Here is a 25320-nt window from a genome sequence, read left to right as displayed (position 1 = left end):
CTCGCTTCACAGCATTGATTACCCTAATAATAAATAGAATAATAACGATATGAACTTCTTATATCCCTAATATTAAAATTGTTTATTCAGATAATAAATTTCATTTCAATAAAATCATTCTCGACCTCCTTCTTGCCTCCAAGGATGAAAATCCTTAATCACTATAACTTTGATTACAAACAACTCTCTCTTGAAATGAGATCTACCAGCTAATCACTTTTATGTTTCAGACAATATATAACATATTGATTTATAATGATGAACCATCGTTTACACATCATAAAAACCTCGAATATCGTAATTTTTTCTCACCATAACTCCTTTCATATTGAATTAATTAAAATCACTTGCTTAATAGGAAGGGATGGTATGTGGGGGGAGAACATTTTAAGAGAGGATAAGTGGCTCTTATGCATTTTCTTAAATAGCACGAATTTTTGCAACATTGAGAGCTGTAAAATAGTGTGACGGTGTCAGTTTTCTCTTTCATAGGATCCATAATAAGCCCTACTCTAAATCCTCTACTCAATTTCACACTTCTATATTTAGTTGATACTAAAGAAAATAAAATTCAGACAAAAAACTTTGCATTTTTAATTTAATATGTATGAATATATCTTATTTTCTGAAATGAAAAAATAGTCTCGTTTTGATCAAATACAAAATCATAAAAATGCAAACCTGTTTTCATTTTTACCATATACTTTTAAATTCAGCTTTACAGTTTTCAAAATATCTAAAGTAATCTCAATTATTTAAAAGAGATTACGTATTACTTCATACTTTTAATTATCGCATTCTTTAAGCGTGATATGGTCTCATCACAAAACAGAATACTCTAAAAATACTATTTTCTTTCTCATCCACACGTTTGTTAAAAAACATCTCTTAAAGCTTGTCACATCTACCTCATACGGTGTCTATGAATGGTATAAAATCTATTGGATAGCATCATCTTTCCTTAAATAAAAAGAAAAGCCAAGTAACATCACGCTATTTATCGCCTAATGTTACAATATCTATTGCTATTTGAGAGAATGCATAAAAGGAATTTATTCTTTCTTAGAGTGTTTTTATCTATACATTACTCCTCTTTGTAATGTATAAAAGAATAATTTTTATTAATTTAATATAGAGAAATTTAAAACGAGAAAACCCTACAATATTCAGGGTTCTCATTATGTAAAACGATAAATTACCATTATAAATTAATATGCTGCCTATAATCGTCCTAAAGGATAATGTTTTACAGCACTAAAAATCTGATTAGTCTGCAAAATGAGCTCGTTCTTTCCCCTTAATGTTTTTTATCACCTTATATCCTTGCTTAGAGCACGTACAGCTCGTGCAGTTTCACATTGTAATGCTTTTTGTGCTAAAATTTTCATATCTTCAAAACTATGAGTCTGTAAATACGCCTTTACTGGAGAAATATCGCAAGATATCATAGAAAGCTCATTAATTCCCAATCCAGTCAAAATCATTGCACCAAAAGGATCTCCAGCCATACCACCACATACACTAACCCAACACTTATTTTGTGCAGCTCCCTGAATAGTCTGATAAATCATACGCAAAACTGCCGGATCAAGGCTATCAGCTTCAGACACAAGGTACGGATTTTGCCGATCAACAGCCATTGTATACTGTGTTAGGTCATTGGTTCCAATTGAAAAAAAATCAACATGGGCGCTCAATACATCTGCCATAATGGCCGCTGCTGGAACTTCGATCATAATACCAAGTTTTAATTTTGGTGCATCAATATCGTTGCGGATTTCCTCTGCAATCTTTTTTATAGCAACAATCTCTGAAACAGACATGACCATCGGAAACACAATCCATAGATCTCCACCCTCTTTTGCTGCTCGATATAAAGCACGTAATTGAGGCACCAAAAGATCACGTCGACGTAACAAAAGCCGCGTTCCTCGAACACCTAAAAAAGGATTGTCCTCTTTAGATAAATGTAAATGCGTAACCTGTTTATCTCCACCAATATCAAGTGCACGAATAATTAATGGCTTATCTCCTACAGCTGTAATCATCGCCCGATATATATTAAATTGTAGCTCTTCATCCGGAATATATGGATTCTCTAAAAACAAAAATTCCGTGCGCATAAGTCCAACACCTTCAGCCCCCAAATCAAGCGCAACAGGAACCTGATTTGCGTAGTTGACATTAGCCATGATACGAATTCTTTGACCATCTGTCGTTTGCGCTGGTAATCTACACGCACTTATTTCACTGACACGTTTTTGCGCAACAGTATCAATATGCCTTTGAGCATCTTCAACGTCTTCAAGCGTAGGATCAAGGTAAATAAACCCGTTATCGCCATCAATAATAGCCTGAATATCAGACTGAATTGCTAAAATATCATCACCTGCAGCAACAACCATTGGAATACCAAGAGTACGCGCCAAAATAGCTGTATGAGATAACGGACCTCCCCATGCTGTTGCTAATCCTTTTACCCTTGTACAATCAAGTTGTGCTACATCAGAAGGAGAAAGGTCATTTGTAACCAGAATTACACCATGTGGAATATCATTTAAAAAGAACGATCTATAGGATGGATTGATTTCACCTAAAACACGTCGACCAACATCAACTAAATTAACAGCACGTGCTGCTAACAAAGGATTATCTACCTTAAAAAACATATCTGAAAATTGATGAACCGCTCTATCCCAAGACCAAGCAACACCATGACCTTCCGCTATAAAACGACAAGCTTGAGCTATTAAATTTTCATCTTCAAGCAAAACCATTTGCGCAGAAAAAATCGCAGCAGAATCTGCTCCCATACGCACTGTAATATCAGAAATCACAGATGCCATTTTATGTTTTGTTTTTGTAAGAGCATTTTCAAGACATGCTGCACCAGCTGCAAAATCAATTGGCTGATCTATTATGGAAATATCATTTTGCTTTAAAACAAAAATCTTACCAAATGCTAATCCTGAACTCGCTCCAACACCAGAAATGCCTTTTTGCATAGAGCGTGGATACCAACCATGAAAAGCCTTTGTTTGAGATTCCATTGCTCTCATCAGACATTTTTCGCTAATACTCACTTTTTTTGCAATAGCAATGGCATCATTGAGAAGTTGTGCTCCTTCTGCAGCATCTGTAGAAAAAATCAGAACATCACCGTTTTTTGCTCCTAATTGCAATAAACCAACTAAATTTTTCATTTCAACGGTATATTGACCATGGCGAACTCTGATAGAGCTTTGAGCCTTTTTCGCAAAATCAACCCAAAGAGAAGCTGGTCGTGCATGAAGACCACTTGGATAATCTAAAATCCATTCCTGACACACCGAAAGGTCACCAATAAAAGTTTTTTCTATCTTCATATTTTTGTCAAACAAAGTTGTAACAATTTGCTGTTTGTCCATAGTTGTTGCAAGTACTTCAAGCTGTTTTTTATCAAATAAAAGAGACGTCAATTTTTTACAAATTTCTCTATAGCGATCTGGACACGCTGCAATGGCAATAACCAAATATGCTTTCTTGCCATCCTGCCACTCAACACCAGCAGGAACCTGTATAACAGCAACAGCATCCTTGATAATTAAATCACGATTTTCAGCCATACCATGAGGAATGGCTATACCATTTCCAAGCCAAGTATTGGTTGTTTCTTCACGTGCCAGCATACTTGCCAGATAACATTTATCAACGGCACCAACCTGCACAAGCAATTCAGCAGCAGCATAAATTGCATCATTTTTATGATCAAAAGCAGCTGCAAGTTTTACAGATCTTATAGACAAGATTTCACCATCAGTAAAATCTACATTCATTGCTTCTGCTTTCTCATATCTCATCATGAATTCAAATTGCCTCACATTTGAACACCAATATCTCTGATAAATTCCTTTTCAAAGCTGCATTTCCCAAAATACAAGCTATAAATACCACCACAGCTTTATTTATATTTTACGGAATATAGCTAAGTGAGGTGCTTAAATACCTCAATGTAACAGATAAAACAATTGGATATTATTATCTAGCCAAGTGCTTAAAATCATCATAAGCAAGTCTGCCTCTTACTCTTTTACTTTACAAAGACAAAAAAACCGTTTTTTACAGCACCAATCACCTGAAAAACTATGCTTTCAAAACGTTCTCATTATCCTAAGTTATTCAACATAACTTTCCATTATTCTCCCTACAAGAAAGTATCTTTCCCAATCATCCGTAACTTCAGCTAATATTTTAATTGATTCCTCAAAGTTTATTTAACCTATTATCCCTCTTTATAAATTCATTACATAATTACAAATTGCTCCATGCAACTTATCATCTTTAAAATTCCGTGCTGCCCATCTTATGATATCAAACCCTCGATATATAATATTTATATATTTTAAGCTACACCTTTACTTCAATCAATATCGCAAATACACAATACCCTCTGTCGCACATTTGCAAAGTACGAACATCCCCCCCCAAGCACCATCATCAATTACTAAAATAAAGAAAAACTCTACAAATAAGATAAATAAAGTAAAAAATGAAACGCAATGATTGCCTTAACCCTAGCTCTTATGCTTATTTACTTTCAACAATACACAATAATAGTGAAATCAGAAAAAATATTCTTGAAGGGCGCTGATTGCACGTTAGTTATTTTTATATCTTTAAACACCGTCCTCCTTAAAAATATAATTTCACTCTCGATTTACCGAAAATTCCTTAATACACGTCACTTTCAAAGTAGTTTTGACTGCCTTCTTATGGATTTTTTATCCCTATGTCTTTTTAAATGAATAGCCACACCTATCCACACTACCACCTAAAAACAGTATGACAACTCATCAATACCACAATGCCGATAAAAAGACCCATCTTTATCAAAATGATTACATAAAGAATGCTCTCATTAAATTTCTCATAATTTTCTGAAAACAAACTGCTTCTCTTATAAGAAATCACTAGACACTTCTTCATGCATAAAAAGAAAGTCTCTCTCACTATTATTATACAGAAATTTATCAACAAATTCTATCATAATATCAATATGTTCAGGACTAAATACTAACATAACATCGCACAAACTCTTCCCCTCATTGAGAAAAGCCATTTCCTCAATTGTACCTTTTTCGTATATCTTCTACATTTATTATAGTACCAACGCAAAAAGGGAAAGATAAGACTCTATCTTTCCCTTTTAATACTTATAAAACCACAACTATAATTCAATGAAATCCTGTTGATTGCTAGAGAGTGTTACAGATTACTCTGCTGCCTCCACCATAGGAATGACTGAAACATAGGAACGATTACCCGCTTTGCGTTGAAAAGAAACCTTTCCATTTGATAATGCAAAAAGCGTATGGTCTTTTCCAATGCCGACATTGTTTCCAGGATGCCAACGTGTACCACGCTGGCGAATAATAATATTTCCGGCAATAACGGTTTCACCACCAAATTTTTTAACGCCTAGACGTTTCGATTCTGAATCACGACCATTACGCGAGGAACCACCAGCTTTTTTATGTGCCATAGACGCTCTCCTTTAATCTTTCTTACTCTTTGATGCTACAGATACTTTCTTCTGCGACGCAGTCTTTTTTTCAACCGTTTTTTTAGCCGTCTTCTCAACAGAAGCAGAAGCTTTTGTTTCTTTTGGTGTAGTTTCTTCTTTTATAGGTTTCTCAGCAACTTTTTTAGGTTTTGAACCACCCATTAAAATTTCTAAAACACGAAGCCTCGTAAATTCTTGACGATGGCCACGCGTGCGTTTAGAATTTTGACGACGGCGCTTCTTAAATGCGATAACCTTGCGCCCACGTGCCTGTTCTAAAATCTCAGCTGTCACCAATGCATCAGCAACGACAGGGGTACCAATAACCGCATTACCTTCTTGCCCAACCATTAATATGTCATTGAATTCAACTACATCACCCGCATTTCCACTAACTTTTTCAACTTTTACCACTTGATTAGCAACAATGCGGTATTGCTTACCACCAGTTTTAATGACTGCGAACATTTTTTATCCTTCCGTTCACTCCAGCTCTTATTTAATTTCTGCCTTGAAATAAGGGAAAATAGGCTGCTTTTTATCAGTCGTAATAGATCCCAAAGAAGGATAAAACCTTCTTCAACACAAATATGCGCAGATTTCCCCACGCTTATATTTTGTATATATGAAGGAATTTCTATTCTCTGTCAATAAAGTCCCATAAAAAAGAAAAAAAGGTTGTACCAAAAACAATTGAAGGTTATCTACCACTTATACACTCAAATAGTGCCGATTTTTGTTTCACTTTATTATGGAGAGATGGCTGAGTGGTTGAAAGCACCGCACTCGAAATGCGGCATAGGGGTAACTCTATCGGGGGTTCAAATCCCTCTCTCTCCGCCACAGTTTATAAAGCGATATTATTAAAACTGTCTTTAATCGTAGCTTTCCGGTTGTAGCTTGTCAGCAGTGTAGCTTGCCAGCGGGTTTTGTATATTTTGCCACTAGGTTTTGTACCAATTTATTTTTTTCGAAGGATTTTAAGGGGGGGCTCAAAGGGTCTTCAAAGACCTCTCAAAGGTCTTATCGTTTTTGCGAATAAATTCTCATTTTTACAATTTTTGCACTTTTTTGATTTTCTGTTACATAAATCTAATCCAGATAATAAGAGAAGGCATAGTAAAATTAAAGAATTATCTCATATTTCTCTCTCATTCTACTTTTGCTAGTTAGTACAAAACCTACTGTAAAATTATATTATTTTGCACGTCTTGCTTGAATATGTGCTAGCAACCCTAATGTTGAACTATCACGATTATCCGCTTTACTTTCTCCACGAAGAATTGGTAGTAACTCGTTTGCTAATTCTTTACCAAGTTCAACACCCCATTGATCAAATGAATTAATATTCATTAAAATCCCTTCAACAAAAGTGCGATGTTCATAAAGCGCAATAAGACGACCGAGTGCAAAAGGTGTTAATGAATCTTGAACCAGCGTAATGCTGGGACGGTTTCCTTTAAAACTTCTATGACGTGCTAAATGGTCTGCTTCACCCTCATCAACTCCATTTTTTATCAAGATATGCCGAGCATCTTCAAGACTACGCCCCTTCATCAAGGCTTTTGATTGTGCTAAACAGTTTGCTAGCAACATCTCATACATAGAATGTAAATTTTTCTCATGCCCTTTTATAAATAAAATAAATTCTACAGGAATAACATCTGTTCCTTGATGCAGAAGCTGAAAAAAAGCATGTTGACTATTTGTTCCTGAATCCCCCCAAACAATTGGACCACTTGAAAAACTTAATGGTTTTCCATCCAGCGAGACTTGCTTACCATTTGATTCCATATCAAGCTGTTGTAAATAAGCTGGAAAATGTATTAAACGCTGTGCATAAGGAATGATCGAACGTGATGAATAACCACAAATAACACGATGCCAGAATCCTAAAAGAGCAAAACGAATAGGAATATTTTTATGCAAAGGCATAGTTTTAAAATGTTGATCCATTTGCAAAGCACCATTGAGAAATTGGCGAAAATTTCCACCACCTATTGCAAACATAACAACAAGTCCAATGGCTGACCAAATTGAATAACGTCCTCCAACCCAATTCCAAAATTTAAAAACTCTTGTGGAATCTATGCCAAATTCTGCCACTTTATCAAGCGCACTTGAAACAGCAACAAAATGCGTACAAACGGCTTCTTCTCCTAAATGTGAACAAATCCACTGACGTGCAACTTGAGCATTGACCATTGTTTCAGCCGTTGTAAAAGTTTTAGAAGCAATGACAAACAGCGTTGTTGCTGGATTCAAAATAGAGAGAGTATCAGAAATATGAGCACTGTCAGCGTTAGAAACAAAATGACAACGTGGACCATCATGATAAGGTTTTAAAGCATATGTAACCATTGCAGGACCAAGATCAGATCCACCAATACCAATGTTTACAATATCACTTATTCTCTCTCCATTGCTTCCCTTGTAGCTTCCATCACGTACCTTTTCAGAAAATCTTTCCATGTCTTCAAGAACATCTTGAATATCGCGAATAAGATCATGGCCATCCAACATGAAAATTTCGTCAGCAGGTAAACGTAATGCAATATGAAGAACCGAGCGTTTTTCAGTTGTATTAATCGCTTGACCAGAAAACATTGCATCACGCCGTCCTAACACATCTGCTGCAACAGCTAAATCATCTAAAAGTTGCAATGTTTTAAATGTTACCCCACATTTTGAAAAATCGAAAAGAAGATCATCAAGTCTGAGAGAAAAATGGGAAAAACGCTGTTCATCTGCTAAAAAATGTCGACGAATATCATAGACCCCATCCTTTGCGGCATGGCTCCTTAAAGCACTTAATGCGGCTTCAAAAGCCTTTTCATTTCGAATCGAAAAGCTATCTCCCATAAGCTTATCCTATACAGTTATTGACAATGAAATCTATGCCCAAACAATAACAAAGCAGAAAGCATCTCCTTTATTGCTCCCTATCTTTACTGTTCACATAAAAACTAAGGAATATAAAAGTAAAAAATAAGATTCGAAGATGATATTTTTACAAGAATAAACTTTTAAATCTTTTCCACTCGATACATCATTTAACTTTATTGAGTTCTTTTGTTAATAATATAGCTTCTTCTGCTTTTGGTCTTATAAAACGCCCTAAAAAAAGATAAACAACCGGTGTAACATAAAGCGTAAAAATAGTTGCTAAACCTAAACCACCAACGATAACCCAACCTAAAGCTATACGCGCCTCTGCGCCAGCACCTTTGGCTAAAACCAAAGGAATACCTCCTAAAATGGCACAAATCATTGTCATGCAAACTGGACGAAGGCGAATGTTTGCTGCTTCTTCTACGGCTTCACGCACGCTTCTTCCCTGATCACGTAATTGATCTGCAAATTCAACAATAAGAATACCATTTTTCGCCATAACGCCAATTAACAAAATTAATCCAATTTGGCTGTAAATATTAAGACTCACACCACTCAATAGCATAGCAATTACAGCACAACCAATCCCTAATGGGACAGTGGCCATGATAATAAATCCTGAAATAAAGCTTTCAAACTGAGCAGCCAAAATCAATAAAATAATCAAAAAGGCAATGCCAAAAACAATCATAAAACTGGAGGATGTTTCATTAAGCGTTTCAGCTTCCCCTAAGGGAACTATATAGGTCCCTTTCGATAACAAAGGAGAAGCAATTTTCTGTACCGTTTGGTAAGCTTCCCCTAAAGCAATACCTGGAGCAAGATTTGCGCTTAAAATAACAGCACTCATGCGTTTTTCCCGTTTTAATTGGGGAGAGATAGCTTTTTCATGTAAACGTGCAATAACCGATAAAGGAACATATCGATTGTCTTTGGTCTTTAAAAAAATGTTTTCTAAATCACTAGGACTCTTCATAGAATTTTTACGCGACATCAATTTAACATCGTAAGAATGATCATCCACGTTAATGGAACCAATCTTTTTACCATCCAACATTGCTTGTAATGTATCGCCCAAATTGGTGATATCAATCCCTAAATCGGAGGCTTTTTTTCGATTGATTTCAATGAAAAATTGCGGTTGTGTTGCATCAACAGTAAGACGTGGACGAATAAAACGCGGATCATCTTGTAAAGTACTCACCAGCTTATCAGCAATGGGTTGTAATGTTGCATAATCATTGCCAAGAATTGCAAATTGTAATCCTTGCCCAGTTCCTCTCACACCCAAAGAATTTCCCTGCGCAGCAAACACAAAAACTGCGGGAAACTGTTTAACCTTTTCATTAATATCTTTCACGATTTCTTGCTGACTCCGTAAACGTTTATCCCAAGATGAAAGCAATAAAATCAAAAAAGCAGTATTGGGTGAACCGCCAGCACCTGCAATAGAGTAACTGTTAGCAATCTCCCCTGCATCACGTAATGGCTGTAGACTTGCTTCAATTTGCTCTACTTGCTCGTTCAAATATTGTGTTGAAATACCTTGTGGTCCATTAATAACCAAAAAGATCACAGCTCTGTCTTCTGCTGGCGTTAATTCCTGTTGTAGCTTCGTATAGCCTCCAACACAAAGACCCGCAAAAATAAGTGAAGCAAAAACAACAGCCCAAGGCTTTTCTAAACACTTATGCAAACTGTAAGTATATGCCTTATGAAAAAAAGTACCTAATTTATATAAAAAAGCAAAATGATGGGACTCTTCCTCTTTCTCCTCAATATGTTCTTTGAGAAAACGCGAAGCCAACATGGGACAAAGCGTTAAGGCAACAACTGAAGAAAGCAAAATAGAAATTGCCAAAACAAAACCAAATTCTCTAAAAAGACCTCCAACTTGCCCAGGAAGAAAGGAAATAGGAACAAACACAGCCACTAAAGTCAATGTTGTTGCTAAAACAGCAAAAAATACTTCACGTGTTCCTATCACCGCCGCAGCCCTAGACCCTAAACCCATGTTGCGCCACCGAACAATATTCTCAAGAACAACAATAGCATCATCCACAACAAGCCCTGTTGCTAAAACAAGTCCTAAAAATGTGAGAATATTTAATGAAAATCCTACAAGATAAATAGCTGCAATGGTACCAATCAAAGCGACAGGAAGAGATACAGCAGGTATCAGCGTTACACGAATGTCTCTGAGAAAAAGAAAAATGACCAAGATAACACTCAAAATAGCAATAACCAACGCAACTTCAACCTCATGAAGAGCGCTTTTAATAAAAACTGCATCGTCATTAATAACGTCTATATGTACAGAAGAAGGAACAATACTTTTGAGATTATCAACAACGGTTCTCACTCCTTCAGAAATATTAAGAGTGTTGGATTGTGCTTTACGCACAACTCCTAATCCAATACCTGTCTTTCCATTGATACGGAGAATAACCTTTTCTATATCCGGCGATAAAGTGACATGCGCAACATCACCAAGATGTACATGAGGTTTTAAAACAACTTGTTCAAAAGATTCTGGTGTTGTTAAACGTGCAGTAGCACGCACAACTAAATTTTGCGTAGAATTGCGTAATGATCCTACTGGCACATCCGTTGTCATATCAGCAAGAACACGAGAAACATCTGCTACGGTTAATCCATAACTGGCAAGTTTTGCTTGATCTATATCAATCTGAAAAATCTTTGTGCGAGCGCTATCAACCTGTACATCACCAACACCATCAACAGCGGAAATTGCATCAACAATCTGATCGTCTACAATCGTGGTTAAATCATCAACACTCATTGTTGGTGACGTCACAACCAAATACATCATGGCAGCAGCATTGGAATCTGCTTTAATAATCAAAGGCGAATCCGCATCTTTCGGTAAAGTATACGTAATGCGAGACAGGGCATCACGAATATCAGATGCTGCAACATTCAAATCAACACCAACATTAAAATTAATCTGCACACGGGAGCGCCCAAAAGAAGACGTTGAAGAAATCGTCTTAACACCTGAAACACGAGAAACAGCATCTTCTATAATTTTTGTAACTTCACGATCAATTGTTTCTGCCGACGCACCAGAAAACACCGTCACAATCGTTGTTACGGGAGTATCAACATCAGGTAATTCTCTTACATCAACATTTAACCATGCTGCAAATCCTGCAATGATGATCATAGCATTTAAAACAAAAGTAAAAACCGGTCTGCGAATAAATAAGGTAATGAGACCACCTTGCTCGACCTGTGACATCGGCTGTTTTGTGCTCAATTCTTGGCTCATTGTATATCCGTTCCGTAAACTGCTGGTAATTGCTGTTGATGAGACTTTGGATCATCAATCGTTACTTTACTTCCTGGATAAAGCATTTGTACTCCTTGAATGACAACTTGATCACCATTTTCTAGGGGTGCTTTTACGAAAACTTGATCTGCTTTATGCTGAATAATTGATACGGGTATAGCCTCTACTTTCCCTTCTCTCACACGCCAAACAAATGACCCTTTACTGTTCCATTGAACCGCAAGAGGATTAACGACAGGGAAAGAACCACTATGAAATTGCAAGGCAACAGAAAAAGACATACCAGACATAAGCGTATCTTTTTCATTATTAATTTCAACCTGAGCATGAAGTGTGCGACTTTCTGGATCAACGATATTATCAATCGCATAAATATGACCAACAAAAGATTTGTCTGGCTGCGCAGTTAATGTTGCCGTTACCTCATCTCCTTTATGGATGCGCGACACATATCGTTCAGGAGCCCATATGTCGACCAAAATACGTTCTCTATTCTCAATACGGCCTATTACAGTATTAAGGGTCACGTTATTCCCCGCATCAACAGGCAAAATACCAACAACTCCAGGAATCGGTGCACGAATTGTTCGCCGATCGAGATCTAATTCAGCATTACGCAAAACTAAATTTGCATTATCCAACTCTAAGCGTGCTGTAATTTCTTGAACTTCTGTTGCTGTATTGCTAGCACGTAATTTAAGAATGCGCGAAAGCGTTAACGCATTATTATCACGTTGTACTTTTGCTTTTGCAGCCGCTATTTCCTCTTTTTTAGAATCAAGCTTTGCAATCACATCACCTACTTGTACTTTTGTACCAGCTGACACAAAAAGCTTATCAATAACACCTGGAGATAAAGGGGTGAGCTCGACTTCTGCAAGTGCTTGTCCACTCCCTAGAACGTTAAGTTGTTCATAAAAATCTTGATTTTTTACAAGATCAACGACAACCTTTACCGGTGGTTTTCTCATTTTTCCATTTGAATCTTTATACGATACTCTTGTTTTATCCACCATAGAAATGGGTTGGTCTGCACTCTTTTTTCCAACCCAATAAGTAACCGTTAAAACAACGATTAAAAACACTAATGGAAAGATCTTTTTTAATAACGCCATACATCCGCCCTTGCTGTGTCATGTTCATCTGAAATAGTTTTCAACAGTAATATCGGCGTTTTACACAAAAACCCAACAGCGGGTGTATATATCTTACCCCACCGCAAAAAACACATCTCATCTCTGCTTGACTATCTTTCATAGATTAAAACGTCAAGTTAACTATCGTTCATATTGCTTTGTATGGTCATGACAAAAAAATGTTCATATCAAAACCAACTGAAGCCATAATATATTATATCCTTTTTTAAAATATATCATAAAAAAAAGAGATTTTTTTTATGACGACTCAAGTTTCACTTGCATTTCTTTAATGAAACGATTAGGAACCCTTTGTCTTAGGCAATGTAAAAAATTGAAATGTATGCACCCGTAGCTCAGCTGGATAGAGCACCAGACTACGAATCTGGGGGTCAGGAGTTCGAATCTCTTCGGGTGCGCCATCTATCAATATCTTACTTATCATCTATCAATATCTTACTTATAAAGTCAGACTTTTTAAATTCTTTATTTTGTGATCTATTATTTTGTATTTTGTTATTTCATTCTGTTGTGGGGCGTTTCTTTAGCCATTTTGCTAGAATAAAATGTTATGAGTCCTTCAATTCAGCTCTAAGGTGCTTTTATTAGCTTATAATCGTAGCGATTACATAAGTAGCGTATGTTGTTGTTTTCTTTTTTCAATCTATGCGCTTGTTTTTGGTCTCTTCCGGATTATACTCTCTACTCAGTTAGGTAATTTTTACGTGCTTATTTCTAATTGTTCCATAACTGAATGTTTCTAGATATTTTATTCCTAGCAGTCCCATCTTAAGAAGGATTTCAGATGTGCCGCCATAAATTCCGGTTTACCACCATGTGAAGCTTTTTCAGTGTGTTGTTGGAAAGAATAAATAAACTACTTCTCGAACATACTACTATGAAACACTTATGGTATCCATTAATATCATCAGCATTTGTTGCAAACCAAAGCTTCTTTTCGCAATATTTTTAATTGAATTAAACGTATTTTTACTGCTTAAAAGCAAAAAGATTCTTTTTCCTAAAAAACAATAAAACTCTTCTTGTGCTTCTTTAGCATTATCTCTTGCATGGCATATCATCGATTTCTATGATATCTTAATATTTTTCTGTTCTCTATGAATTTTTCTAATTAATCCATGGGTACAGATTTCAAACATTAATAAAAGCTGAATTTAAAGAATTTTTCCATGCCTAAAACTGATATTGAAATTGCTCGCACTGCTAAAAAGCAACATATTATTGAAATTGCACAAAAAATTGGTATCTCACATGAAAATCTCATTCCCTATGGCCATGATAAAGCTAAAATTTCTTCTGAATACATAAAATCGCTTAATAAAAATCCAGATGGTAAACTTATCCTTGTCACAGCTATCAATCCCACAACTGCCGGAGAAGGCAAAACAACAACAACAGTTGGACTAAGTGATGCTCTTAATCTTATTGGTAAAAAAACAATAGCTACCTTGAGAGAACCATCTTTAGGTCCCTGTTTTGGTGTAAAAGGCGGTGCTGCTGGTGGTGGTTATGCGCAAGTCATTCCAATGGATGACCTTAATTTACATTTTACCGGTGATTTTCATGCTATTACAGCTGCTCATAATCTTCTTGCCGCAATGATAGATAATCATCTTTATTGGGGAAATACTCTAAACATTGATCCACGTCGCATTGTTTGGAAACGCGTTCTTGATATGAATGATCGTGCATTGCGCGATATTGTCATTTCATTGGGGGGCATAACAAATGGTTTTCCACGCCAAACAGGTTTTGATATTACTGTTGCATCAGAAATTATGGCGCTTCTTTGTCTCTCTGAAAATTTAGAAAACCTTACACAAAGACTCAAGAAAATTATTGTTGCTTATCGTTATGATAAAACGCCCATCACCGTTTCTGATCTCAATGCGGAAGGTGCAATGGCAGTTCTTCTCAAAGATGCTATACAACCCAATCTCGTACAGACAATTGAAAATAATCCCGTTCTCGTTCATGGAGGACCTTTTGCTAATATTGCTCATGGCTGCAACTCAGTTATAGCAACAAAAACTGCTTTAAAACTCGCTGATTATGTTGTCACAGAAGCAGGATTTGGAGCCGATCTTGGAGCAGAAAAGTTTTTCGACATCAAATGTCGGCAAGCAGGTATTGTACCAAATGCTACCGTGATCGTCGCAACTATTCGTGCATTAAAAATGAATGGTGGTGTAGATAAAAATAACCTGACAGAAGAAAATATCACCGCTTTAGAAAAAGGAGCAGCCAATCTTTTACGACACATAAAAAATATGAAGCACTACGGTATTCCTTGTGTTGTGGCTATCAATCATTTTGACAGCGATAGCGATGCTGAAATAAAAACATTACAAAAAATAGTTGCAACAACTGGACACAAAGCTATTATCTGTAAGCATTGGGAACAAGGTGGAAAAGGCGCTATAGAACTTGCACAAGAACTCGTTACCTTGATTGAAAAGCACGATTCTGATTTTAAAGTTCTCTATCAAGATGATATTCCCCTCGTTCAAAAAATTAATTGTATTATAACAAAGCTATACGGTGGACGTGGCGCCATTATCTCAGCCCCTATTCTCAAACAACTTGAATCTTGGGAAAAAGAAGGTTTTGGCGCCTACCCTATTTGTATGGCAAAAACACCTTATTCTTTTTCTGCTGACCCCAAGCAATATGGTGCGCCTGTTGATTTTGAAATTCCCGTACGAGAAGTTCGTCTCTGTGCGGGAGCCGGCTTTATCGTTGTCATTTGTGGAGATGTTATGACCATGCCTGGACTACCCCATTATCCCACGGCCGAAAAAATTCATCTTGATGAAAATGATCAAATACAAGGACTTTCATAAGTTTATAAGCATGAACTCTATCATTTATTATAAAAAGCATTTTATTACAAAAAAAATAGAATTTTTAAAAGCAATATAGACAAATGTCTTATTTATATGATATAAGCGCTTGTTCTTTTGGATATGCCTTTAAAAGGACGTAGGTTTTCCTATTATTTGTGACACTGAAAAAAGCAGGATAAATAGTGCAAGTACTCGTTCGTGATAATAATGTTGATCAAGCGCTCCGCGCGTTGAAGAAAAAGATGCAGCGTGAAGGTATCTTCCGTGAAATGAAAATGCGTAGTTATTATGAGAAGCCATCTGAGAGGCGTGCTCGTGAAAAAGCTGAGGCTATTCGTCGTACACGTAAGCTTGCTCGTAAGCGTGCACAAAGAGAAGGTTTTGTTAGTAACGGACGAACTGTTGCAGTGAAGTAATATGCTTTTGTGTATGCGTTATCAAAATGGCATGAATTGTAGTGTAAATAGGCTATCAGAAATTTTGTACTTATAGAATATTGTAAATGAGTTTTTCTCATAAGGCGTGTGTTATAGTATTTAGAATTATCTGAGCATAATGGGTGTTTTGGGTCTATAAATGTAGTGATTTTTACTCCACTCTTCGGCATTTCAAGCACTGCATAACAAGCTGCAGTTCGGTTCTTTAAATCGACTTATTGCTGTACAAAATTAAGGAGAGAGTACTGGATATTTTGTAATGGCATTTTGCTATAGTTTTTCATCTCTCAAATAGCTCTTTCTTATGTACCGCTCACGTGCTGGTTTTCTTTTTTTCTATTAAAATATTCTGCATCTTTCGAAAATTCTAGATTATATTGCAAAGCACAAATCACTATTGCAATATGCGATTATGTATGTGTAGAGATATGATATCAAATACATAATCCTCGTTCCCTTCACTTATATAACGAAATGATTCCATAATTTTCGATATCTCTTGATTTTATCCCTTTACAAAGGGAAGAATTTTAACCACTGCATTACAGCTTGGTTTTTCTTGATAAATTTCTTCCCCTCATCAATTATGTTATTCACCTCATAGCGTATCGAGCAAACCTTCCCCTGAATATTTCATTTAATTTTCTTTTTCTCTAACTCAGTATAAAAGAAAATTGACAATAAACAAAGAAACCACTGTGATTTTAATATGTGTGAATATGTGCCTTATCTTATCATTTTTTATGAAAATATTTTTACAATTTAAATAACGATTAAAATGTATAACATATTGATTTATTATTATAAATAAGCGTTTTTCATATTAAATAATAACTATGAATACCGTAAAGCTCTCATCATACACCCTCTCATATTGAATCAATCAAGATTATCTTCTTGTACATCATAAGCGGGATTCGTATGCAAATAGAATAAAAGCTATTTAAGAAAAAACAAAAAGGCTTCTTATGAACACCATAAATAATAGGAACTGCATAACATTGAAAGCTGGTAAATAGAACGATGGAGCCAGCTTATCTACCATACGAATAAGCATTATCATGGCATAAAATTATAATGTAGCAAATTTTATAAAGTGGATTATCACGAAAAAGTATCCTGTTAGCCCTTCATATATCAATCTACTCTACAATGCTGCTCATATTTTTACGCTTAACTGTTTTTATTTACCGTATTATTTTGTTCATTCAAAACTCTTTTCAAGCCACACAATAATCCCTTTACTGAACAGCTCTTTGTTCATAATATGCATACATGCACTTTTACTTCGAGAAACAAACTTAGAAAAGAGATGCAATACTTTAGCCCTAATTTCCTGTACACTTTACTGTTTTATCACGCGCACAGCTACATAAAAATCCAATGTTTATTTATATCTACCCCCTCATAAACAAGATAAGCACTAAGAAATACAAACCTTTTGTTTTCCTTATTTTGATATTTTTGTAGCAATTTTTTCATCGTTTAGATCTCTTTAACGAGCAGTGTGTCATACTTTTTATCAGTTTCCAGTCTTATCTTTCAGATTTTAAATTTCCAATATATGATGAAATAAAGGAGTTCGGTGTGCAAAGTTCTCGTTGGTTTCGCGTTTCAATACTCGCATCATGTATCTTAATAGCAACAGTCATTGTATTAGTTTCACCTCATTTGTTGCATGCACAAACATTTAATCAAAATTTAGGGCCCAGTGGTTTACCACTTCCGCGATTTGCTTCGATTAAACCTACCCGTGTTAATGTACGCGTCGGACCAGGAAGCAACTATTCTATCATTTTTACCTACCAAAAGAAGGGGTTACCTATTGAAATCATCCAAGAATATGATCAATGGCGCAAAATTCGTGATGCAGAAGGCGATGAGGGGTGGGTGTATCAATCGCTTTTATCGGGAAAGCGAACTGCTATAACTATTCCATGGCAAAAAGATAAAACAAAAAGGCTGATGCTACGAAAAAAACCCACCGACAACGCAGAACTTGTGGCGGAAGTAGAACCTAACGTCATTGGTAATATCCGCCAATGTGATGGACAATGGTGCGAACTAAACATTAATAATACACGCGGATGGCTTCAACAACCCCAGTTATGGGGAATCTATCCTGATGAAAAAGTAAAAGGCTGGTGAATGCTCAAACTCAACAAGTTTAATTTTTATTCCTCATTGAATATCCTCACTGCCTATCACAAGATTGATTTTTTGGTTTCAATCGCACGATTAAATCAACATGTGAAATTTCCATACCTTCTGGTGGCTTAGGCAAATTTCTAATAATGGGAGCTTCTTCCAAATTATAAGGAATATCAAGAATACGATTTTCGCCTTCTATATAAAAATGGTAGTGATCAGAGGTATTGGTATCAAACCAAGTTTTTGAGCCTTCTACGGCAATAATCCGTAATAATCCCGCTTCCGTAAATTGATGAAGTGTATTATAAACCGTTGCTAAAGACACAGGTACACCTGCCCTCACCGCTTCCTCATAGAGCTCTTCAGCAGTAATATGACGATTTCCTTGAGAAAAAATCATATGTGCAAGTTCCAACCGCTGACGTGTTGGACGCAGACCATTTTGACGCAAACGTTTTTCTAACATAGAAATGGAATAATATTGCACAATTTTTCCACACTCTTTTGTGAACTGCTGCTCTTCATTCATATCTAAATTGTCTGCACTCACTGACATATTACAAACTCAAATATATTCCTGCTAAATAAGATCAAAATACAAAAAAATGGGAATAGTATGGTGTAATCTTGTATTCCATTTTTAAATAATTACCTATGTAGAATACATAAAAAAAGGCTTTTGTCATTAAAAATGATATAAAACCATTTCCCTCTCTTTAAAATTTGCTCTAAAAGTAGGTTGGGAAAAGCGCAGAAATTAAAGATATATGCAAATAAATGGAGTAACAATGGCTGAACAAAAGTCTCGCTACACGTATGAAGAGCTTCTAAGCTGCGCTCGCGGCGAAATGTTTGGTAGAGGTAATGCGCAATTGCCAGCACCGCCAATGTTGATGATTCATCGAATCACTCAAATTAGTGAAACTGGAGGTAAATACGATAAAGGAATGGTTCGCGCCGAATTTGACATTACACCAGACATGTGGTTCTTTAATTGTCACTTTATAGGCGATCCCGTTATGCCAGGATGTCTCGGACTGGATGGTATGTGGCAATTAACAGGTTTTTTTCTTGGTTGGCTAAACGAACCAGGAAAAGGGAGAGCGATATCAACAGGTGAAGTAAAGTTATCAGGGATGGTAACTCCACAAACCAAAATTCTTGAATATGAAATAGATTTTAAGCGTATTCGACGTGGAAATTTAGTCTTAGGAATAGCTGATGGGTGGCTAAAAGCAGATGGAGAGACTATTTATAAGGCAAACGATTTACGCGTTGCTTTATTCAAAGAAGATTGAACATTGTTTCCGTCAGAAAAAACTTTTCACTATTCTGTATGGAACGAGGAGGTATGAATGCGTCGAGTTGTTGTAACCGGAATGGGAATTGTCTCCGCAATTGGAAATAATCCTGGAGCTGTTTTAACTAGTTTACGTGAAGCAAAATCCGGAATTTCTTACGCACCTCAATATGCTGAATTAGGCTTTCGTAGCAGAGTTTATGGCAAACCTGATATTAATATAGAAGAACTCGTAGATCGACGTGCTCTCCGTTTTCATGGGCGTGGAACAGCATGGAATCACATCGCTATGGATCAAGCAATTGCTGATGCAGGTCTAGAACCGCATGAAGTATCGAACGAACACACGGGTATTATTATGGGTTCTGGAGGTGCTTCAACACATTCAATCGTAGAAGCTGCTGACATTACACGCCAAAAAGGTCCAAAACGTATTGGACCTTTTGTTGTCCCTAAAGCGATGAGTTCTACAGCATCTGCAACATTAGCAACTTTCTTTAAAATAAAAGGGATCAATTATTCAATCTCTTCAGCTTGTGCTACCTCCAATCATTGTATTGGTAATGCTTACGAAATAATTCAATATGGTAAACAGAAGCGCATCTTTGCTGGTGGCTGCGAAGATTTGGATTGGACACTCTCTGTTTTATTCGATGCCATGGGCGCTATGTCCAGCAGATATAATGACACCCCTCACAAAGCTTCACGCGCTTATGATGTTAATCGTGATGGTTTTGTCATTGCTGGAGGGGCTGGTGTTTTAGTTCTTGAAGATTTAGAACTTGCTAAAGCACGTGGTGCAAAAATCTACGGAGAAATCGTTGGATACGGTGCAACATCCGATGGACATGATATGGTTGCCCCATCAGGAGAGGGAGCAGAACGATGCATGCGCATGGCCCTTGCAACAGTCAATAATAAAATTGATTATATCAATCCCCATGCGACAGCAACTCCTGTTGGTGACCCTCCTGAGATAAAAGCTATCCGTCGTGTCTTTGGAGCTGGTGATCAATGCCCCCCTATTTCCGCTACCAAATCTCTAACAGGACATTCCCTGGGAGCAGCAGGTGTTCACGAAGCAATCTATACATTGTTAATGATGAATCATAATTTTATTTGTGAAAGTGCCCATATTGAAGAACTTGATCCAGCTTTTGCTGATATGCCTATCGTTCGTGAACGACTTGATCATCAACAACTGAATACCGTATTGTCAAATACTTTTGGCTTTGGCGGTACCAATGCAACGCTTGTTTTCCAACGTTATGTATAAACAAAAGTTCTTAGTAATTGAAAAAAGTACGGTCTTACGGAGAATAATATGAAAGGTTTGATGGAGGGCAAACGCGGCCTTATTATGGGAATTGCGAATGACCATTCAATTGCTTGGGGCATTGCCTGTCAGCTCGCACAAGCAGGAGCGGAATTAGCGTTGACTTATCAAGGAAATGCTTTTGGAAAACGTGTTCATCCCCTAGCAGATAAACTTGGCTGCAAATTAGTGCTAGAGTGTGACGTTGAAAAAAGTGAAAATATTGATTACGTCTTTGAGCAACTTGAAAAAGAATGGAAAACAATTGATTTTATTGTCCATGCCATTGGTTTTTCAGATAAAACTCAGCTAAAAGGGCGTTACGTTGATGTTACAACACGTGAAAACTTTCAACGCACGATGGTTATTTCAGCTTATTCCTTTACTGAAATTGCCCAGCGCGCGGGTAAGCTTATGCCCAATGGAGGAACACTTTTAACTCTTACCTATGGTGCTTCACAGCAAGTTGTGCCTAATTATAACATCATGGGTGTTGCTAAAGCAGCTTTAGAAGCTATGGTACGTTATTTAGCAGCGGACTTTGGTCCTCAAAATATTCGTGTCAATGCGATTTCCGCTGGTCCTGTTAGAACTTTAGCAGGTAATGGTATTGCAGCTGCACGGGCAATATTTTCACATCAACGCCGTAATGCCCCATTACGGCGTACCGTAGATATTCATGAAATTGGAAAATCTGCTCTTTATCTACTCTCTGACTTATCATCAGGTGTTACAGGTGAAATCCATTATGTTGATTCAGGCTATAACATCATGTCTATGCCAATACTTGAAGAACTGAAAAAAAGTGACGATTCCCAAGAAGAATAAAATTTATTTCATTGCACTAAAAAAGAAAATCAATCATGTACATAGTGCTTTAATCGGGTATTGAGTACTTTCTCAGCTATATAATAGTGTATTGACTTATAATAATATGACGTAAGGAATATGTGCAAATGTTTGTAAGAATAAGTCAATACAAAACCAGATGTACGATGCCTTGTTTCGCAAAATATTTTATAAAAGCCGGAATATTTCTTCAATCCATGGTTGATAAAGTGTGTATTTTATGACGTTATTTACCTTACTAAAGCATACGCTTTTGCCATTGCTTATAAATCAATATCCAACCCTCATGCCACCGCAGTTTGAAACAGAGATTAGAGAATTATTAAAACCCTTAGTTTCAGCTTTTGTGTAGCAAATTGAAAAAAATATTCCTACCGTTTGATTTATTCTTGAAACGCAAATACAATCTAATTTAGGATGAATATGAAGGCGTAAAGAAATCAATCATTAATCTTACTATTATTCTTTAATGAGGCTTTACGATTTTAAAAGCATCTATATCAATGTTTTTTTAATAATGGAGGTTACGCTTTACCTCACACCTTTATTTTTCTCATTCTTTAATGAAAGCATTTCTTCTAATGTATCAGTTAAAATAGAACGCCTAAAAATACTATAGCTGTTGCTCTTTCATGCATTTTTTTTAAAGATATCTCTCAATGCACGCCATTCCATTTCACAATGGTACCTGTAAAACATATAAAAATCCCTGTGAAGTACATAAAATCCTTTTTTCACCACCATTTTAATGTTTATACAGATGACAAACTGACACTGTCATTTTACTTGCCATGTTCTAATGTTGAAACAACCCTTGACACTTGAGATGATTCATTAGAAGTATTTTTAATAATTTTTATCCACATACTAACCCACTTGTGATAAGCAAACACATATTTTTAATTAACTCAATACAAAAATAAAATGAATTATTCATATAAATCAATTTTTTATCTTTATAATCACATTATTTTTCAGCTTAAATGACAGCCACAAACAAGTACAATAATATTTTTTTCAATCTTAGACTTTCAAAGTTATAATTCCAAAAATCATTTCTTGCATATAAAAAACAAAATTGACATGTGAGAGAATAAAAGGCTTAAATATCTCTACTGAACAGCTTCAAGTGCCAAGAGCTGTCTCAACATTGGGAGGTGTAATGATGCTCGTCTTCCTCCTTCATAAACGTAAAGATGGGGATGCGCACAATAGCTTTATCGTTACACTATTCACGGTCACCGTCGCAAATTGGACTTGGGAATTTTAAGAGAGGTCTCTTTAAAACAAGCACGTGAGTATGCAACAGCAATCGTGTTTTTTTGGCGTTCTATTTTACCTGATACATCAGAGAAATGCTTTCATTAGAAAATGAGAAAATAAAGGTGTGAGATAATCTCCATTATTTAAAAGATATTGCTTTAAGATAGCATAAAACTGAATTTAAAAATGATTGTAGAAATGGGAACTGATTTTCAGCTTTAAAATTTCATCTTCTTCCCAAATTAGATTGTCTTCTTGTTTTAAAAAATTACAAAAACAGAGATTCACAATATCCCTTCCCCAATATTCTTAGCTTATACGTTACATAAATAAGATGCTTCTACCTAATGAGTCTTGTATTATTCTGTTTGCAAATATCATTGTGAGATGAATTTAAGAGACAATAAAAGTATCTTGTTCATTACATTACATAAACATGTGTAAGTGGAAACGATAATTTATCTTAAAAGAGATAGCTCTTAGACAAAAGCAAAAACTTTTATATTTCAGCCATGTTTCATAAAGAATCGAATGATATGAATCTATAATTTGCTGGAATATGACTGCCTTATACAACCATTAATACAATCTATTTTATATGTCTATCATAGCATGTTTCTATTTTTTACGATTGGAATTATTAATAAACAGGATATCATTGTATTTCGTCCTTGAGGGCGCGGCCTAGTAATGTGTTTGCCGCTTCAGTTATGTTTTTACCACAATAGAGAATTTGATAAATTTGTTCTACAATGGGCATTTCTACCCCAATACGCTGCGCCAACGTATGTACTTCCTTGGTATTTAAGTATCCTTCCACAACCTGACCAATTTGTTTTTCTGCTTCTTTTATATCTATTCCTTTACCAAGAAGTATTCCAAAACGGCGATTACGCGACTGATTATCAGTACATGTCAAAACCAGATCACCTAAGCCTGTCATTCCCATAAATGTGGCAAGCTCAGCACCCATAGCCCCCCCTAAACGACTGATTTCAGCTAGTCCTCGTGTGATAAGAGCTATTCGTGCATTTGCCCCAAAACCTATGCCATCTGATATTCCTGCACCAATAGCAATAACATTTTTGACTGCCCCCCCTAATTGAACACCAATCATATCTGAACTTTTATAAACTCTAAAACTTTTGTCACAATGAAAAAGTTGCTGCAATTCTTTACCAAACTCAACATCAGAAGCTGCTATCGTCATTGCAGTAGGCCAACCAATAGCTAGTTCTTGAGCAAAAGTTGGTCCAGAAAAAACAGCTAAAGGAATTTTTTCACCTAAAATCTCACGAGCAACCTCTTGTAAGAAACGTCCAGTCCCATGTTCTAAACCTTTTGTAGCCCAAATAACGCGTGAATGCTGATCTAAATAAGGCTGAATATTATACAAGACTTGATGAAATACATGGCTTGGAACAGCGATTAATATATTGTGACTTGCCGTTATTGCAGTTTCAAGGGAAGCTTCAAGTAATAAATTTTCAGGAAATCGAACATCGGGTAAATATACTTGATTACAACGTTGTTCCTGTAATTCTTTGATATGTTGAGGACTATATCCCCAAAGTAAAACATTATGACCATTACGGGCAAGAGCTATCGCTAATGCAGTACCAAAAGAACCAGCACCTATAACTGTCATTGCAACGGTTTTCATTAAATTTTCTGATTATTCTCTAAATTTTTGATTTCAATTGCATATTATTATTATTACAAATAATTTTAATGCTATCTTTAATATAAATTCTTTAAATCTAAAAATATTACTGCTTCATAGCTTTTTTATCTCACACAATATAAAAACTTATTGCGCACATTCTCTTTCTTTGTAGTAAAATTTTACAAACATCACTTTTTGTATATTCTACAGATAGCTATTTGTCTCAAAAATTAAAGATTGACTAAATACCCCACAGACTTTCTCTTTTAAATTAAAAGTATATTCAAAATAATAATACTCATTCCACTGATATCTTGTACTTATCTCCTGCTTTATATCCTACGAATTTCTTCTACGGAGCTGATACATGCCGCATCAGCTCCGTAGATATTTCTAACAACTACTCCACAGGAAACTGCTGCGTATTTTGATCTTGCCCCATGGGCATTTCTGAACCAGGTGCTTGATTTACAGGAGTTTGCGTACCTAGACCCTGCCCCATGGGCATTTCTGAACCAGGTGCTTGATCTACAGGAGTTTGCGTACTTAGACCCTGCCCCGTGGGCATTTCTGAACCAGGTGCTTGATC

At 36.1% G+C, this 25320-nt stretch carries 16 protein-coding genes, 2 tRNA genes and 1 pseudogene; 9 read left to right on the top strand and 10 right to left on the bottom strand.

Annotation, left to right across the window (positions count from 1 at the left end; translation table 11 throughout):
- Positions 1–1310 precede the first annotated feature (1310 nt).
- The 3 genes from ptsP to rplU all read right to left on the bottom strand — a co-directional run bounded on the left by ptsP (position 1311) and on the right by rplU (position 6010).
- Positions 1311–3842 (bottom strand): phosphoenolpyruvate--protein phosphotransferase, encoded by a 2532-nt coding sequence (ptsP, locus tag ACFILZ_RS01185; RefSeq protein WP_375610044.1) that lies wholly within the window; start codon positions 3840–3842, stop codon positions 1311–1313.
- Positions 3843–5251: 1409 nt separating this feature from the next.
- Positions 5252–5521: a 50S ribosomal protein L27 gene (rpmA, locus tag ACFILZ_RS01180; RefSeq protein WP_273723965.1), complete on the bottom strand. Its 270-nt coding sequence runs from the start codon at positions 5519–5521 to the stop codon at positions 5252–5254.
- A 12-nt stretch (positions 5522–5533) separates the two neighbouring features.
- The gene (gene rplU, locus ACFILZ_RS01175) at positions 5534–6010 is read right to left on the bottom strand and encodes a 50S ribosomal protein L21 (protein ID WP_375606203.1); all 477 of its coding nucleotides are present in this window, start codon (positions 6008–6010) and stop codon (positions 5534–5536) included.
- 285 nt (positions 6011–6295) lie between these two features.
- On the opposite strand from rplU, the gene ACFILZ_RS01170 reads away from it, so the two are divergent.
- A tRNA-Ser gene (locus ACFILZ_RS01170) sits at positions 6296–6385 on the top strand.
- Between the two features lie 354 nt (positions 6386–6739).
- On the opposite strand, the gene pgi is transcribed toward ACFILZ_RS01170, so the two are convergent.
- The 3 genes from pgi to ACFILZ_RS01155 form a co-directional block, all read right to left on the bottom strand.
- Positions 6740–8404, bottom strand: a complete 1665-nt coding sequence (gene pgi, locus ACFILZ_RS01165; protein ID WP_375610043.1) for a glucose-6-phosphate isomerase — start codon at positions 8402–8404, stop codon at positions 6740–6742.
- A 187-nt stretch (positions 8405–8591) separates the two neighbouring features.
- Positions 8592–11726: an efflux RND transporter permease subunit gene (locus ACFILZ_RS01160; RefSeq protein ID WP_375610042.1), complete on the bottom strand. Its 3135-nt coding sequence runs from the start codon at positions 11724–11726 to the stop codon at positions 8592–8594.
- A complete protein-coding gene (locus ACFILZ_RS01155) occupies positions 11723–12862 on the bottom strand; it encodes an efflux RND transporter periplasmic adaptor subunit (protein WP_375606200.1) in 1140 nt (379 codons plus the stop codon). Before ACFILZ_RS01155 ends, ACFILZ_RS01160 begins: the two co-directional genes overlap by 4 nt.
- A gap of 366 nt (positions 12863–13228) precedes the next feature.
- Between ACFILZ_RS01155 and ACFILZ_RS01150 the strand changes: the two genes are divergently transcribed.
- Positions 13229–13305, top strand: a tRNA-Arg gene (locus ACFILZ_RS01150).
- Between the two features lie 474 nt (positions 13306–13779).
- Here the strand turns inward: ACFILZ_RS01150 and ACFILZ_RS01145 are convergent.
- On the bottom strand, positions 13780–13965 hold the full coding sequence (locus ACFILZ_RS01145; RefSeq protein ID WP_375682326.1) for a hypothetical protein: 186 nt from the start codon (positions 13963–13965) through the stop codon (positions 13780–13782).
- 108 nt (positions 13966–14073) lie between these two features.
- Between ACFILZ_RS01145 and ACFILZ_RS01140 the strand changes: the two genes are divergently transcribed.
- From ACFILZ_RS01140 to ACFILZ_RS01130, 3 genes are all read left to right on the top strand, one after another.
- The gene (locus tag ACFILZ_RS01140; RefSeq protein ID WP_375610041.1) at positions 14074–15747 is read left to right on the top strand and encodes a formate--tetrahydrofolate ligase; all 1674 of its coding nucleotides are present in this window, start codon (positions 14074–14076) and stop codon (positions 15745–15747) included.
- Between the two features lie 185 nt (positions 15748–15932).
- Positions 15933–16166 carry a 30S ribosomal protein S21 gene (gene rpsU / locus ACFILZ_RS01135; RefSeq protein ID WP_273717519.1) on the top strand — a complete coding sequence of 78 codons (234 nt, stop codon included), beginning with the start codon at positions 15933–15935 and terminating at the stop codon, positions 16164–16166.
- A gap of 1608 nt (positions 16167–17774) precedes the next feature.
- Positions 17775–18335 carry an SH3 domain-containing protein gene (locus tag ACFILZ_RS01130; protein WP_375606198.1) on the top strand — a complete coding sequence of 187 codons (561 nt, stop codon included), beginning with the start codon at positions 17775–17777 and terminating at the stop codon, positions 18333–18335.
- Positions 18336–18381: 46 nt separating this feature from the next.
- Here ACFILZ_RS01130 and irrA read toward each other — a convergent pair whose 3' ends face one another.
- On the bottom strand, positions 18382–18894 hold the full coding sequence (gene irrA / locus ACFILZ_RS01125) for an iron response transcriptional regulator IrrA (RefSeq protein ID WP_375610040.1): 513 nt from the start codon (positions 18892–18894) through the stop codon (positions 18382–18384).
- 232 nt (positions 18895–19126) lie between these two features.
- On the opposite strand from irrA, the gene fabA reads away from it, so the two are divergent.
- The 4 genes from fabA (at position 19127) to ACFILZ_RS01105 (ending at position 23072) form a co-directional block, all read left to right on the top strand.
- Entirely contained in the window at positions 19127–19636 is a 510-nt protein-coding gene (gene fabA / locus ACFILZ_RS01120; RefSeq protein ID WP_375606196.1) for a 3-hydroxyacyl-[acyl-carrier-protein] dehydratase FabA, read from the top strand.
- Between the two features lie 57 nt (positions 19637–19693).
- Entirely contained in the window at positions 19694–20914 is a 1221-nt protein-coding gene (gene fabB, locus ACFILZ_RS01115; protein WP_375610039.1) for a beta-ketoacyl-ACP synthase I, read from the top strand.
- A 48-nt stretch (positions 20915–20962) separates the two neighbouring features.
- Positions 20963–21781, top strand: a complete 819-nt coding sequence (gene fabI, locus ACFILZ_RS01110) for an enoyl-ACP reductase FabI (protein WP_375610038.1) — start codon at positions 20963–20965, stop codon at positions 21779–21781.
- A 1099-nt stretch (positions 21782–22880) separates the two neighbouring features.
- Positions 22881–23072: a hypothetical protein gene (locus ACFILZ_RS01105; protein WP_375682325.1), complete on the top strand. Its 192-nt coding sequence runs from the start codon at positions 22881–22883 to the stop codon at positions 23070–23072.
- A gap of 648 nt (positions 23073–23720) precedes the next feature.
- On the opposite strand, the gene gpsA is transcribed toward ACFILZ_RS01105, so the two are convergent.
- Both gpsA and ACFILZ_RS01095 read right to left on the bottom strand, forming a co-directional pair.
- Positions 23721–24728 carry an NAD(P)H-dependent glycerol-3-phosphate dehydrogenase gene (gpsA, locus tag ACFILZ_RS01100; protein ID WP_375610037.1) on the bottom strand — a complete coding sequence of 336 codons (1008 nt, stop codon included), beginning with the start codon at positions 24726–24728 and terminating at the stop codon, positions 23721–23723.
- A gap of 403 nt (positions 24729–25131) precedes the next feature.
- Positions 25132–25320 (bottom strand): annotated as a pseudogene (locus ACFILZ_RS01095) (cytochrome o ubiquinol oxidase subunit IV); the annotation flags it as partial.

This window comes from Bartonella sp. AP40SXNS (assembly GCF_042195825.1).
GTDB lineage: Bacteria > Pseudomonadota > Alphaproteobacteria > Rhizobiales > Rhizobiaceae > Bartonella.
Note: the sequence above shows the minus strand (reverse complement) of the source record. Positions and strands in the feature narration are given on the sequence as shown.

Coding starts and splice junctions, on each gene's coding strand:
- ptsP (WP_375610044.1), bottom strand. CDS start 3,842: ATGATGAGATATGAGAAAGCAGAAGCAATGAATGTAGATTTTACTGAT.
- pgi (WP_375610043.1), bottom strand. CDS start 8,404: ATGGGAGATAGCTTTTCGATTCGAAATGAAAAGGCTTTTGAAGCCGCA.
- fabA (WP_375606196.1), top strand. CDS start 19,127: ATGGCTGAACAAAAGTCTCGCTACACGTATGAAGAGCTTCTAAGCTGC.
- irrA (WP_375610040.1), bottom strand. CDS start 18,894: ATGTCAGTGAGTGCAGACAATTTAGATATGAATGAAGAGCAGCAGTTC.
- rplU (WP_375606203.1), bottom strand. CDS start 6,010: ATGTTCGCAGTCATTAAAACTGGTGGTAAGCAATACCGCATTGTTGCT.
- ACFILZ_RS01160 (WP_375610042.1), bottom strand. CDS start 11,726: ATGAGCCAAGAATTGAGCACAAAACAGCCGATGTCACAGGTCGAGCAA.
- gpsA (WP_375610037.1), bottom strand. CDS start 24,728: ATGAAAACCGTTGCAATGACAGTTATAGGTGCTGGTTCTTTTGGTACT.
- fabI (WP_375610038.1), top strand. CDS start 20,963: ATGAAAGGTTTGATGGAGGGCAAACGCGGCCTTATTATGGGAATTGCG.
- ACFILZ_RS01145 (WP_375682326.1), bottom strand. CDS start 13,965: ATGATATGCCATGCAAGAGATAATGCTAAAGAAGCACAAGAAGAGTTT.
- rpmA (WP_273723965.1), bottom strand. CDS start 5,521: ATGGCACATAAAAAAGCTGGTGGTTCCTCGCGTAATGGTCGTGATTCA.
- ACFILZ_RS01140 (WP_375610041.1), top strand. CDS start 14,074: ATGCCTAAAACTGATATTGAAATTGCTCGCACTGCTAAAAAGCAACAT.
- ACFILZ_RS01155 (WP_375606200.1), bottom strand. CDS start 12,862: ATGGCGTTATTAAAAAAGATCTTTCCATTAGTGTTTTTAATCGTTGTT.
- fabB (WP_375610039.1), top strand. CDS start 19,694: ATGCGTCGAGTTGTTGTAACCGGAATGGGAATTGTCTCCGCAATTGGA.